13 protein-coding genes and 1 pseudogene are annotated in these 13,654 nt (G+C 61.3%); 11 read left to right on the top strand and 3 right to left on the bottom strand.

Translation table 11 applies throughout. From position 1 onward, the window contains the following. Positions 1-8 precede the first annotated feature (8 nt). The 8 genes and pseudogenes from FY156_10465 (at position 9) to FY156_10430 (ending at position 7,770) form a co-directional block, all read left to right on the top strand. On the top strand, positions 9-410 hold the full coding sequence (locus FY156_10465; protein ID UXS01858.1) for a TIGR03750 family conjugal transfer protein: 402 nt from the start codon (positions 9-11) through the stop codon (positions 408-410). After that, positions 407-1,099, top strand: a complete 693-nt coding sequence (locus tag FY156_10460; protein UXS01857.1) for a TIGR03746 family integrating conjugative element protein — start codon at positions 407-409, stop codon at positions 1,097-1,099. Before FY156_10465 ends, FY156_10460 begins: the two co-directional genes overlap by 4 nt. Next, complete coding sequence (locus FY156_10455) at positions 1,096-2,004, top strand: TIGR03749 family integrating conjugative element protein (GenBank protein UXS01856.1); 909 nt, start codon at positions 1,096-1,098, stop codon at positions 2,002-2,004. The genes FY156_10460 and FY156_10455 overlap by 4 nt, the downstream gene beginning before the upstream one ends. Beyond that, positions 1,994-3,433 carry a TIGR03752 family integrating conjugative element protein gene (locus FY156_10450; GenBank protein UXS01855.1) on the top strand — a complete coding sequence of 480 codons (1,440 nt, stop codon included), beginning with the start codon at positions 1,994-1,996 and terminating at the stop codon, positions 3,431-3,433. Before FY156_10455 ends, FY156_10450 begins: the two co-directional genes overlap by 11 nt. Next, a complete protein-coding gene (locus tag FY156_10445; GenBank protein ID UXS01854.1) occupies positions 3,414-3,848 on the top strand; it encodes a TIGR03751 family conjugal transfer lipoprotein in 435 nt (144 codons plus the stop codon). The genes FY156_10450 and FY156_10445 overlap by 20 nt, the downstream gene beginning before the upstream one ends. Continuing rightward, complete coding sequence (locus FY156_10440; GenBank protein ID UXS01853.1) at positions 3,848-6,730, top strand: conjugative transfer ATPase; 2,883 nt, start codon at positions 3,848-3,850, stop codon at positions 6,728-6,730. Before FY156_10445 ends, FY156_10440 begins: the two co-directional genes overlap by 1 nt. Before the next feature lie 16 nt (positions 6,731-6,746). Further along, positions 6,747-7,493, top strand: coding sequence for a DsbA family protein (locus FY156_10435; GenBank protein ID UXS01852.1), 747 nt, complete (start codon positions 6,747-6,749; stop codon positions 7,491-7,493). A gap of 70 nt (positions 7,494-7,563) precedes the next feature. After that, a pseudogene (locus tag FY156_10430) lies at positions 7,564-7,770 on the top strand (hypothetical protein). A gap of 50 nt (positions 7,771-7,820) precedes the next feature. Here the strand turns inward: FY156_10430 and FY156_10425 are convergent. Continuing rightward, positions 7,821-8,699, bottom strand: coding sequence for a LysR family transcriptional regulator (locus tag FY156_10425; GenBank protein UXS03110.1), 879 nt, complete (start codon positions 8,697-8,699; stop codon positions 7,821-7,823). 123 nt (positions 8,700-8,822) lie between these two features. On the opposite strand from FY156_10425, the gene tdo reads away from it, so the two are divergent. From tdo to thrH, 3 genes are read left to right on the top strand one after another with little or no spacing between them, the layout of a single operon-like run. Continuing rightward, complete coding sequence (gene tdo, locus FY156_10420) at positions 8,823-9,599, top strand: L-threonine 4-hydroxylase Tdo (GenBank protein UXS01851.1); 777 nt, start codon at positions 8,823-8,825, stop codon at positions 9,597-9,599. A gap of 56 nt (positions 9,600-9,655) precedes the next feature. After that, on the top strand, positions 9,656-10,273 hold the full coding sequence (locus FY156_10415; GenBank protein UXS01850.1) for a LysE family translocator: 618 nt from the start codon (positions 9,656-9,658) through the stop codon (positions 10,271-10,273). A 12-nt stretch (positions 10,274-10,285) separates the two neighbouring features. Then, on the top strand, positions 10,286-10,924 hold the full coding sequence (thrH, locus tag FY156_10410) for a bifunctional phosphoserine phosphatase/homoserine phosphotransferase ThrH (protein ID UXS01849.1): 639 nt from the start codon (positions 10,286-10,288) through the stop codon (positions 10,922-10,924). Between the two features lie 77 nt (positions 10,925-11,001). Here thrH and FY156_10405 read toward each other — a convergent pair whose 3' ends face one another. Next, positions 11,002-12,588, bottom strand: a complete 1,587-nt coding sequence (locus tag FY156_10405; GenBank protein ID UXS01848.1) for a DUF560 domain-containing protein — start codon at positions 12,586-12,588, stop codon at positions 11,002-11,004. Between the two features lie 213 nt (positions 12,589-12,801). Continuing rightward, positions 12,802-13,587 (bottom strand): hypothetical protein, encoded by a 786-nt coding sequence (locus tag FY156_10400; protein UXS01847.1) that lies wholly within the window; start codon positions 13,585-13,587, stop codon positions 12,802-12,804. Positions 13,588-13,654: the final 67 nt, after the last annotated feature.

Genomic DNA, 13,654 nt, shown 5'->3' with positions numbered 1-13,654 from the left:
GGACGAACATGCCTGAGCATCAGGACGTCCGGCCTGACGGAACGGTAGCGTTCCTGCCGCATCGCCTCAATCGCCATCCCGTGGTCGTGCGCGGCCTCACGGCGGATGAGTTGTGGGTGTGCGCAGGCCTGTCGGGCGCGGCCGGCCTGTCAGTGGGCATTCCGCTGGCGATCGTCTTCTCGATGATCGCCATCGCTCCCACCGCCATCGTGCTCGGCATCGCCGCCGGCGTCTTCGCCGGCGGCGGCATGCTGCGCCGCCAGAAACGCGGCAGGCCCGACACCTGGCTGTACCGGCAGATCCAGTGGTGGGTCGCGCGGCGGCACCCTGGCCTGGCCCAGTTCATCGGTGGCCGCGACCTGGTGACCCGTTCGGGCTACTGGACCACCAGACGGAGGACCGCCTCGTGAGCCGGTTCAAGAATGAGATCACCCACCTGCAGGCGCACATCAAGACCCTGCGCCTCGGCGCGGGCGCCTTGCTCCTGGTGGCCCTGGTAATGGGGATCGGCTGGTGGAACGCGCCGCGCGACCTGACCATCCACGTGCCGCCGGACCTGCGCTCGGGCAGCACCAGGAAATGGTGGGAGGTGCCGCCAGAATCGGTTTATTCCTTCTCGTTTTATATCTGGCAGCAACTCCAGCGCTGGCCCGTCAACGGCGATGAAGACTACGCCCGCAACATCCATGTGCTGTCGCCGTACTTCACACCCTCCTGCCAGAGCTTCCTGCGCCACGACTACGAGTACCGCCGCACGGCCGGCGAGCTGCGTCAGCGGGTACGCGGGATCTACGAGATCCCCGGCCGAGGCTACGGCGAAGACCCCACGCTGCGGGTAAAGACGGTCTCGGACCGCGACTGGATCGTCACGCTCGATGTCACGGCGGACGAATACTACGGCTCCGAACAGGTCAAGCGCGCGTTGGTGCGCTACCCCCTCAAGGTCGTGCGCTCGGACGTCGATCCGGAACGCAACCCATTCGGCCTGGCCATCGACTGCTACAGCGGTGCGCCGCAGCGCATCACCACCCCCGACCCCGTGACACCGACCGGTACGACATCCGGCGGGCTCGGCGGCGCTTTGGGAGAGACGCCATGAAACATGTCCTTTATGCCCTTGGACTGCTGGTGACCACGAGTTTGCCGACCGCGGTCCAGGCGCTGGAAATCCTGCGCTGGGAGCGGCTGCCGCTGGCGGTGTCCCTGCATGTGGACCAGGAGCGCGTCGTCTTCATCGACCGCAATGTCCGCGTCGGCGTCCCCGCATCGCTGACCGGCCGCCTCCGTGTCCAGAGCGCCGGCGGCGCAATCTACCTGCGGGCCAGCGAGCCGATCGAGCCCACCCGGCTGCAATTGCAGGACGCTGACAGCGGCGCCTTGATCCTGCTGGACATTGCAGCCGAACCTGCACCGGCCGGCCAGGCGCCGCTGGAGCCGGTGCGCATCGTCGAAGCCGAAGGCGCTCCGACCCGTTACGGCGACCTGGCAGCGGCCGCAAAGAGCGACGAAAACGGCACGCAGGAAGCGGTCTCCCGCACGGCTCGCGAGACGCCTGTGCCGGTGGTGCTGACGCGCTATGCGGCCCAGAATCTTTATGCGCCGCTGCGTACCGTCGAGCCGATATCCGGCATCACGCGCGTCAATCTGAAACGCAACCTGCCACTGGATACCTTGCTGCCGACCCTGCCGGTGCGAGCGCAGGCGCTCGCCGCCTGGCGCCTCGATGGCCTGTGGGTGACGGCGGTACGGCTGAACAACACCTCGAAGCGTTGGCTCTCTCTCGACCCTCGCGACCTGCAAGGCGACTTCATGACGGGGGCGTTCCAGCACAACACGCTGGGTCCGGCCGGCACGCCCGATGACACCTCGGTCGTCTATCTGGTGACGAAGGGGCACGGGCTGGGTGAATCGCTGCTGCCGACGATCAGCCCGGTCAATGCCGCGCTGAACCTGCCGGAACCCAAAACACCGGCTCGCAAGGATGGAGGCCGTCATGAAAGGTAATGGCCTGCTCAAGTGGTTGATGATCCCGATGGCGCTGCTGCTGGTGTTCGTCGGCGTGAAGCTGTTTTCCGGCGGAGGTAGCCAGCCTGGCCGGGACGGCGGAACCCAGCTCACACCGGAAGAAGCGAGGGCGCTCGGCATCGAAGGCGACACGCCGCGCGATACGGTGGCGACCCTGGTCGGCCAGGTTCGGCAGTTGCGCACCGAACTGCAGACGGCGCTGACCGACAACAAGACCCAGAAGGCGGAAAACGAACGCCTGCGTCAGCGCGAGGGCGCCATCGATCGCCGTATCCAGAGCGCCTTGGAGACCGAGCGCAACCAGCTGAAGAATGACCGCGAACAGGTTGCCAGCGAACGCCAGCAAACCCAGGGCCTGCTGCAGGACCTGCAGCGCCAGTTCGAAAACCTGAGCGGCAAGAACGGCCATGCCGATCTGCCGGTCGGGCTTGGCCTCGAACCCGGCGACGGCGCCGGGCTCGGAACCGATGGCGTGCGCTGGATCGAGCCGGAAGATGCACGCAGCGACGGCAAGAGCCGCAGCCCCGGCACGGCCGGGAGCTTCACATTCCCGAACAGCTTCGGCCCGGCACAGAAGACGCTGGACACCACCCGGGAGACGGTCGCGGATGCCGGAGCCAAGGCCGCCGGCATCTCCACCGCCAGGCCGGTCTATACCGTACCGACCAACGCCACGCTGATGGGTTCGATTTCGATGACGGCATTGATCGGGCGCGTCCCGATTGACGGGACCGTTAACGATCCATACCCCTTCAAAGTCCTGATCGGCCCGGACAACCTCACCGCGAACGGCATCGACATTCCCGATGTCGCCGGTGCGGTCGTCAGCGGCACGGCGTCGGGCGACTGGACGCTCTCGTGCGTGCGCGGGCAGATCCGCTCGGTCACCTTCGTGTTCCATGACGGCACCATCCGCACGGTTCCGGAGGACGGCGATCGTGGCGGCAACCGCCAGCAGAGCAGCAACGCCAATGGCAACAGTACGCAGGATGGCCTCGGCTGGATCAGCGATCCCTATGGCATTCCCTGCGTGAGCGGCGAACGGCGCAGCAACGCCCAGCAATACCTGGGCACCCAGGCGCTGATCACCGCGGCCGGAGCGGGTGCGGCGTCGCTGATCAAGTCGGACAACGGCAGCGTGGCGGTGGTCGCCAACAACAACGGCTCGCTCGGCACGGTCGGCATTTCCGGCAACGAAGCGATGGGCCGCATCCTGGCCGGTGGCGTCCAGGACATGTCGCAGTGGGTGAACAAGCTCTACGGCCAGGCGTTTGCGGCCGTGTACGTCAAGCCCGGCGCCAAGGTCGCGGTTCATCTCGAACAACCCCTCACCATCGATTACGACCCGAAGGGGCGCAAGGTCGATCATCGTCTCGGAGGTGCTTCTGATGCACAGGATCTGGATTAACGGCCTGGCGGTGCTGGTCATTGCCGTGGCGCTTGGCGGTTGCTCGACCAGCAAGGAAAAGCTGCTGCCTCACGATGGGCAGAGCATGCTGGATATCTGGAACGAGGAAACCGGCGGCAACGCCCGCGGCGGCCAGACCGCCCGGCAGCTGCTCGATGCAAGACAGTCGCTGCGCCGCCCGCTGACCGAAGTCGATGTGAAGGCCGCGCCGGCGGTCAATGCCAGCTACACCCGCACGGCGCAAAACGAGATCTACCGGCAGTTCCAACGCCTGCCGAATCCCGATCTGGTGATGTACGTGTTTCCCCATCTCGCGGGCACCGATCCGGTGCCTGTCCCCGGCTACACCACCGTCTTCCCACTGTACCAGCGCGTGCAATACGCTATGCCGGGCGAACGGACCGAGGATTACTGATGGACTGGCCGTTCTTCAAGCGCCGTGCTTCGTCGCCCGATACCGATAGCGGCTCCTCGCCAGATGCTCCACCGGACGCATGGGAGCGCTACCTCGCGCAGCTGCGGGCGCACGGCATCCCTGAACCCGGCAAACGGGACGCCAGGCGCAGGCCCGCGACGCTGGCCGACGAAGAGGCGCTGTACGACGTTTCGCCGTCCTTTGCCGATCTGCTGCCGTGGGTAGAGTATCTGCCGGAGTCCAGGTGCATGCTGCTGGAGGACGGAGCTTCTGTCGCCGCATTCTTCGAGCTGATGCCGATCGGTACGGAAGGCAGGGAATCCTCATGGCTGGCACAGGTCCGTGATGCGCTGGAGAACGCAATCCAGGACAGTTTCGATGAACTGGACGAGTCCCCCTGGGTGGTCCAGTTGTATGCCCAGGATGATGCCGACTGGAACCGCTATCTTTCGACCCTTGAAAACTACCTTCAGCCTCGGGCGAGGGAAAGCGAGTTCACGAAGTTCTACCTCCGTTTCTTCGGCCACCATCTACGCGCCGTCTCCAGGCAGGGAGGTCTGTTCGAGGACCGCACGGTCACACGGCTGCCCTGGCGCGGGCAGACGCGCCGTGTTCGGCTGGTCGTCTACCGGCGCGTCGGCAATACGCCAGCCCGGCGCGGGCAATCGCCCGAGCAGGCGCTGAATGTCGTCTGCGAACGCCTGGCCGGCGGCCTCGCCAATGCCGGCGTGCAGGCGCACCGCCTCGATGCCGCTGCCATCCATGCCTGGTTGCTGCCCTGGTTCAATCCTGGACCAAGCTTCCTGGGTCCGACAGACGAAGACCGTGAGCGGTTCTATCGTCTGGCTTCCTATCCGGAAGCGACCGGAGAAGACGAACTGGAACTTGCCAGCGGCACCGATTTCGCGCAGCGGCTGTTTTTCGGCCAGCCGAGATCCGATGTTGACAACGGCCTCTGGTTCTTCGACGGCATGCCCCATCGCACCATCGTGCTCGACCGCCTGCGCACGCCGCCGGCAACCGGCCACCTGACCGGCGAAACCCGCAAAGGCGGTGACGCCATCAATGCCCTGTTCGACCAGATGCCCGAGGACACGACCATGTGCCTCACCCTTGTGATCACCCCCCAGGACATTCTCGAAGCCCATCTGAACCATCTGGCGAAGAAAGCGGTCGGCGAAACCCTGGCATCGGAACAAGCGCTCAAAGATGTGCAGCAGGCGCGCGGGCTGATCGGCAGTTCGCACAAGCTCTATCGCGCTTCGCTGGCGTTCTACCTGCGCGGGCGCGACCTCGCCGATCTCGATATGCGCGGCCTTCAGCTTGGCAATGTCCTCCTCAATGCCGGCCTGCAGCCCGTGCGCGAGGAAGACGAAGTTGCGCCGCTCAACAGCTACCTGCGCTGGCTTCCCTGCGTCTACGACCCCGGCAAGGACAAGCGGCAGTGGTACACCCAGCTAATGTTTGCCCAGCATGCGGCCAATCTGGCGCCGGTCTGGGGACGCAGCCAGGGAACCGGCCATCCGGGCATCACCTTCTTCAACCGTGGCGGTGGTACGGTCACGTTCGACCCGCTGAACCGGCTCGATCGACAGATGAATGCGCACCTGTTCCTGTTCGGGCCCACCGGCTCGGGCAAGAGCGCGACCCTGAACAACATCCTCAACCAGGTCACAGCGATTTACCGCCCGCGGATGTTCATCGTGGAAGCAGGCAACAGCTTCGGGTTGTTCGGTGATTTTGCGGCGCGGCTGGGCCTCACCGTGCATCGCGTCAAGCTCTCACCCGGCGCCGGCGTGAGCCTTGCACCGTTTGCCGATGCCTGGCGCCTGGTCGATACGCCGAGCCAGGTGCAGACACTCGATGCCGACGCGCTGGACGAGGAGAGCGCCGAAGAGGAAGCGACGGAGGGAGACGAACAGCGTGACGTGCTGGGAGAACTGGAAATCACCGCCCGGCTGATGATCACTGGCGGCGAGGATAAAGAGGAAGCCCGAATGACAAGGGCCGACCGCAGCCTCATCCGTCAATGCATTCTTGAGGCCGCGCAACGCTGCGTGTCGGAGAAGCGCACCGTGTTGACTCGCGACGTGCGCGATGCGCTGCGCGAACGCGGCCGCGATCCCACCTTGCCTGAAACGCGCCGCACGCGCCTGCTGGAAATGGCAGATGCGATGGACATGTTCTGCCAAGGGATCGACGGTGAAATGTTCGACAGGCCCGGTACACCGTGGCCGGAGGCGGACATCACCATCGTTGATCTGGCGACCTTCTCGCGGGAGGGCTACAACGCGCAGCTCTCCATCGCCTATATCAGCCTGATCAACACGGTGAACAACATCGCCGAACGCGACCAGTTTCTCGGCCGTCCCATCATCAATGTGACAGATGAAGGCCACATCATCACCAAGAACCCGCTGCTCGCACCCTATGTTGTAAAAATCACGAAAATGTGGAGGAAGCTGGGGGCCTGGTACTGGCTCGCTACGCAAAACCTCGACGACCTGCCGAAAGCGGCGGAACCCATGCTCAATATGATTGAATGGTGGGTGTGCCTCAGCATGCCGCCCGACGAAGTGGAGAAGATCGCCCGCTTCCGCGAGCTCAATCCATCGCAGAAAGCCCTGATGCTGTCGGCGAGGAAAGAGGCCGGGAAATTCACCGAAGGCGTAATCCTGTCGAAGTCGATGGAACTGCTGTTCCGCGCCGTCCCGCCAAGCCTGTACCTGGCGCTTGCCATGACCGAGCCGGAAGAGAAGGCTGAGCGCTACCAGCTAATGCAGCAATTCGGCATCAGCGAACTCGATGCCGCCTTCAAGGTCGCGGAAAAGATCGACCGGGCGCGCGGCATCGACTCGTTGCCGCTGGACGCATTCAACTAAACGGTGGGAGCCTGCCATGCCATCCTCTCTCTTCTTCCGTTCTCCGCTTCGTCGTCAGTTGGGCCCCTTGGTTGCCTTGGCACTCACCTTGTTGCTTCTGGGAGCCTGGTACCTGATGAACGAATCCGGTTCACCGGTAAAAGTCAGTGCGGAAAACGCGGCCACGCATCATTTTCAGGAGGGGCCGCCATGGCGATATGGCAGCGCTGACGCACGTTTTACGCTGATTCTTTATGCGGATCTGGAATGCCCATACTGCAAGAGCTACTACCCAATAATCAAAGCATGGGTGGATCGGCACCCCGAGGCGAACCTGCAATGGCACCATTTGCCACTTCCCATGCACGAACCAGCAGCAACAAGACAGGCTCGACTGGCCGAATGCGCGGGAGAGGCCGAAGGCCACACCGCGTTCTGGCAGGCGGTTACCTGGATCTACCAACACACCCGGAGCGATGGCGCCGGCATACCGGACACCGCGCAATACCCAGCGCTGACGCCAGCAATCCAGACCTGCCAGGATAGCAAACGCACCGAGGCGATCATCCAGGCACAGACCAGCGAAGGTTGGCGTGAAGGCTTCACCGCCACCCCGACGCTGAAGCTGAGAGACAACCAGGGCGGCCGCACACTTGCCCTGTCAGGTCCCGTCGAAGGCGACGCGCTGTTGTCCGCGTTGGATTTGCTATCTGCCGATCATGATACCGAGCTGGGAACGAACACCGAGACACCCTCCGATGCGGTTGATAACGTGTCAAGGTGACTTTGACTCTCAAAGCAACCTGCGTTCACTCCTGGGCGATGTGACAGCGCAAACGGGCGGGCTGGATCAAAATACGCTGATGACCAGTGCGCAGGAGCAGAGCACGGGCGTTGCCCAGATCAGCCAGGCGGTGGTCGATCTGGAACGTATCGCCATGCAGAACGCGGAGTTGGTCGGAGAATCATCCGATTCGGCGCGGGACCTGTTCGCTCATACCGCGATGCTGACCAGCACCATTCACGTCTTCGAGCAGAACCGGCACCGGCAGGCGATATAGCGCCAACCGGAGTACAGACCGGCGCGACATGGAAGGTCGGTCCTGCCGGCTCACGCCCCGATCGCAGAAAGGCTCGCAGCCGCCTCCGCCATCAGCCATGCCTTGAAACGCGCGCACTTTTCATCCTGGTCGAGTGGCTGAGGCGACAGCAGGCAATAGCCGGACCCATCCCGGATGAAGCCGTAGGGGGCGTGCAACTGGCCGCTCTGCAGTTCGTCCTGCACCATCAGGAACGAAACCATGGCCATCCCCAAACCAGATACCGCCGCCTGAATACACAGGTAGAAGTGTTCGTAATCCACCCGAATGCTGCCCTTTGTGGAAATCCCTGACAGCCGCTGCCAGGTCGGCCACGCCTTTGGCCGAGTCCCCGAGTGCAGGAGGCGCACGCCATCCAGTTGCTCCTTGCGGCTCTTCTTCGCCTTGCTGACCGGCCCCACCCACTCGTCGCAGATCTTCTCGGCGTGGACGTCCTGATCCCAATGGAAATCGTCACGGCGTAGCGCCAGGTCGACACCTTCCCGTGCGAAATCGATCGGCCCACCGGCGGCGACCAGATGCAGGTTGATGTCGGGGTTCTGCTTGTGAAACGCGGGCAGCCGCGGGATCAGCCACTTCATGGCGATGGTCGGCTCGCAGGACAAGACCAGCACCTCTTCCCGTGCCGACTGCTGCAAACGGTATACAGCGCCTTCGAGCTGCTCGAACACCGCGAAGGTGGTCGTATGCAACGAGCGCCCGGCCGCATTGAGGAAGATCGCCCGGTTGCGCCGCTCGAACAGCTCGACGCCCAACGCCTCCTCCAGCAGCCGCACCTGTCGGCTGACCGCGCCGTGCGTCACGTGGAGTTGTTCGGCCGCTTTCACGAAGCTGCCGGTTTGCGCTGCCGCCTCGAAAAAGCGGAATGAAGCCAGTGATGGAAGTTTCATATACACGATGAAATCTGACAGATTTCTCTCAAGATAAATCGCTTTTTTCTCCAGCACAAGCACTCAATAATTCAATCGGCACAACACGAGAGCTCAATGAAAACTTAAATACTGAGGTGTTATATGGAGAAATCGACGCCTGAAGCCGAAATTGCGCAAACGCAAATGAAGCAGGCCACTGGCAGCGACCGCACGAACAATCTGTGCGAAATCATCGCCAAAAAGGATTACATCATACTGCCGTCCAAAACTGTCCGGTCGCTGCTCTCTGCTGAGGATGCAAGCGCACTGGACGACTGGACAGAGTTTCAGGAGAGCTGGAATCGCCTGGAGCAAGACCAGTTCATGAAGGATGGCGGGACGTACCGGTTTCGACGTCATGGCGTTTACAGCGCCACGCCGGCTTCCAGTGTTCAGCTGGAGCCGCCGCAACCTCACTACCAGAGCGTCACGTATAACACCCTCAATGGCGGGATTGCCCGACATTTCGCGCCCATCGAACCCTCGATCGCGTCGGGCAAGGTCTTGATGTCGGCGCTGGAACTGTGCCGCGCCACGTTCAGCGGCCTGGCACCGTTCAACGATTGGCATATCGAAGTTCATCAGTTCCGGATCGTCGCCACCAGCGCAGAGGCATTGCCCACTCCCGAAGGCATCCATCGGGACGGTGTGAGCTTCGTCTTCATGATGCTGGTCAACCGCGTGAACGTCCTCAATGGCGAGACCGGCATCTACGACAGGGATCGCCAGGAACTTGCCCGCTACACCCTGGCTGATCCTCTCGACGCAGCCATCGTCAACGACGAACGCACGATGCATGGGGTAACGCCCATCCTTGCGGATGATCCAGCCCGGCAGGGCTATCGCGACGTCCTCGTCATCACCTTCAACAAGCGCTGAGACCGCCTGCGGAACGATCCGATCGTTCCGCAGCCTCCCAATGGAGTTCCAAACCAATGAATGAACTGATTGCAGTAGCCACCATCACCATTTTGGCGGTCGTCAGTCCCGGTCCCGATTTTGCGATGATCACCCGAAACAGCTATGCCTTCGGCTCGCGCACCGGCCTGATTTCGGCATTCGGTATTGCCTGCGGCGTGCAGGTCCATGTGATGTACACGGTGCTGGGCATTGCTGTGGTGATCGTCAATTCACCTCTGTTGTTCCTGGGCATGAAAGTGCTGGGGGCCTCTTATCTGATCTATCTCGGATACAAGTCACTGACCAACAAAACGGTGCTGAAGCTGGAAGAAGCATCCGGTTCCGCGCCGTCATCGCTGGCGGCCTTCCGCATGGGCTTCCTGACCAATGCGCTCAATCCGAAGACGATGCTCTTCGTTGTCGCCACCTATACGCAGGTCGTCCATGCCGGCAGCCCGATGAGCCACAATTTCGCCTACGGCCTGTTCATGTCCGTTTCGCACTGGGTCTGGTTCAGCATCGTGGCGCTCTTCTTTGCGGCCCCCGCCATGCGCCGCCGACTGCTGAACCACCAACTCACCGTCGACAGGATTATCGGGGTCGCGCTAATCGCACTGGGGGCATCCCTGGCTTTTACCAACGTCAGCGCTTGAAAGGGGGATGCGATGAGAATTGCCTGTATCGACCTCGAAGGCGTGCTGATCCCGGAACTGTGGCCACGAATCGCGCAGGCCAGCGGCATCGAGGCCTTGTCCATCACGACCCGGGAAGAACCGGACTATCCGGCGCTGATGCGCTGGCGCATCGACCATCTGCGACAACATGGCCTGCGCCTTCGTGACGTGCAGGCCATCCTTGCCGATATCCAGCCATACCATGAAGCCCGTAATTTCCTGCACCAACTCGAACAACACGGTGGCTATCGGGTACACATCGTTTCGGATTGCTTCCGCGAGCTGGCGGGCAGCCTGCTCGATGCGCTGGGTTCCCCGGAGGCGTTCTGCCACTCACTGGAGACAGATCCCGACAACTGGATCACGGGCTGCGCGTGGGCCGACCGCAATGGCAAGGAAGATCATGTCGCCCGCCTTCTGAAACAGGGCTCCCATGTTCTGGCCGCGGGTGACGCCTTCAACGATCTTGCCATGCTGCGCCTGGCTCACGATGGTTTCCTGGTTCGCCCGTCAACAGCGACAATGGCAGCCGCCCAGGACCTTACCGTAGTGGAGCATCTGTCCGAGATCATCGAGAAGATCGGCTTTGCCGAGTTTTCACCAGGATCATGCCTGCCGCGCCTTGCGTGACAAGCCTCATCCTGTCGCAGTGCCGGGCCAGACCGGCACCGCGATAACTCCCGCCACGGTGAGGCGGGAATACCCGTTCAGAACGTGTACTCCATCTTCAGGCTGACATCGTTGCGGTCATAGGAATAGAGCCAGTCGACGTTGCTTTTCACTTTGTTGTACCGGTAGGTGAGGCTTGGAACAAAACCGGCCACCTGCCAGCGCGCAGCTTTCAGTACGAAGGTGTAATTTTGTTCTTCGTCCTTGCGCCTTGCCTCAATCAACGGATTGTAAAGGTCATAATCGCGCTTTCTGTAGGCTGCGAACAGGGTTCCCTGGAATCCGGAGACCTGCACAGACGCACCGGCTCGCACCCCTTTCTGCTGATAGGCATTGACATCCTCCTTCGCATTGCTGTCGACAAAGTCAATTCCTCCGAAAAGTGTCCAGCCTGCCCCAACATCTCTGAAGTAGGTGGCATAGAAGGAGCGTTGCGAACCGTTGAAGTTTTGGGCGTAGAGTTCGCGGCGATATCGTAGATCCTTGTGGTCCCCCTCAAGCTTGACAAGCGACGCCGGAGAGAGCGTGTAACTCCACTCGCCATGCAATCCCCAGGCACCATACAGGGCATCATTGCCCCATTCGTAATATTCGAAGGACGGGGCCAGGGAGATCTGCTGGCGGCTATCACGGTAGCTATAACCGGCCTGTGTGTTGAACGTGGTTTCATTATAGTCGCCGTGATTCTGGTACTGGGTACCGTAAAGAAGAGAGCGCATATACAGGCCATGATGCCCGAGCAGGGGGATTCGCTTCTGGAGGCTCGCGTCAAAATCCATACCATAGGCCCTGATCGCCTCAGGAAGTGCGCGCTCGTAATAACAGAAGCCAGTGTTATCGGATAAAAGGCAAGTACGGCTGGCCGATGTTCGGTTGATATTGTCTGACCAGGATGGACCGAACGAGAAGGAACCTGTCCACGCCTGACGTTGTTTCAGGGCGTTTCGGTATGCCTCGATGGTTTTGCCAACACCGGCGGTCTTAGGGTCCGAGTTATCGATCGACGCCAGGATGTCGGAGAATAGCCTCTCTGACTCACGTTCTTGTGCGTCCTCGAACAGGACTCGTGCCAATTCAAGCCTCCCCGGCAGGAAGCCGGGTTGTAGTTCCAACAAAGCCCGAAATTCCGCCTCCGCTTCGCCCGGTCGTCCGTGTACACGCGCCAGTATTCCGCTGGCATAGTGAACCAGCATCGGGTCGCGATCTGGCAGCGTGAGGTACTCTTCAAGGAAATGGCCCGCCGCAGACCATTGGTGATATTGAAGCGACAGGTAAAGTGCCTGTCCCAGAGCGCTGGCGGTCCGCTCCACTTGGTAAGACTGCCCGTTAATGGTCAGGGTCGGCCGTTGGCCCTGCGGAGGGCTGACTTCATCTTTCAGAAGTTCGCGTTCACGATCGGTCGCCTGACGTTCGACATTTTGTTCGAGAAGGCGGCGTGTGTCGTCACGATCCTGTGCGGCAACAGATGCAAACGACACCACTCCGAAAACAACTGGAAGAATACCTCGAATGAGAAGTTGCCCACCAGAGCGATTCTGGAATATTCGCAGTAACTGGCGCTTCTGAGATATGGACTGCCGCTGGTTTGGACAGGAAGCGGCGGATAAATCCAGTGGATGTTGCATAGGCAGATTTTCCGGAAAGCGAGTGCGCGAGAACCTGCACCTGCTCCGGCAGCGCAACCGGGGCGTCAGGGACCGGCGCTGAAAAGAGCAAGGGCATGAGGAAACCTGCCCTCGCTCAAGGTACAAGCACTATCGGGTTTCATTGACGAACACTTCCTGCAATTGTTGCGACTGCTAATGAGCCCGGAGTGCCGTTGTCAGACTGCTTCTTTCTCATAGATTTTTGGAGCCACCGAAGGCGGTATCCTTGGTCCGGTCAGAGAAAGTAACGATCCCGGCAACGCCGGCAGCGCCGGTCCCGTAGAACTTGCCATCGAGACTGCCGCCAGTACCGCTGGCGCTGGCCACGCTGACGCCGCTGGCAGCGAGTCGAACATCAGAACCTACGGTGTTGATCGTACCCCCTGTGAAGCCGATATCACCGGTTGCGCTCGCCGCGCCAGTGGCGAAGTTGGCTGTCAACGTACTGGTAGGCAGTGTCGATCCTGAGTAGTTGTTGATTGAGCGAACCGTATAGGTCACCGGTGCCGCAGTCGGTAGCGTCGAAGCAACGTTACCGTTTTCGCCGTTGTACCAGACGGTATGGGTACCCGCTACCTTGGTGCCGATCGCACCGGTGGTGGATTCAGCATCCCACTCGCCGAACCAGACATCCTGACTACCAACCTGGGCGAAGGACCAGACGCCTAAACCGCTATGATCAACAGGGGTTCCCGGACCAGGTGCTCCGTCCGCAACCAATTGCCGACCGCTGACGCTATAGACACCGGTTGTCGAGTTAAAATAAGCAGGAAGCGCAAAGTGATCAAAAGACGCTACAAGATTAAGTATCTGCCCTGTCACGCCGGCACCAGCAGCACCCGCAGTGCCATAAGTTGCGGTTCCCACGTGAAAAGGACTCGCTGCATCACTTTGTCCCCCAACAACATCCGCTTCGGCCGTGCTAACCGCTCCTAAAACAGCGAGTGCCAGGACCGTTTTCTTCATGATCTGAATCATAAAAAATCTCCTTGATGGATTGATCTATTTACAACACGTCGCATGACGGAGCCGTCTCTGATCATAA

Origin of the sequence: Agrobacterium tumefaciens (assembly GCA_025559845.1) — a bacterium.
Classification (GTDB): Bacteria; Pseudomonadota; Alphaproteobacteria; order Rhizobiales; family Rhizobiaceae; genus Agrobacterium.
Note: the sequence above shows the minus strand (reverse complement) of the source record. Positions and strands in the feature narration are given on the sequence as shown.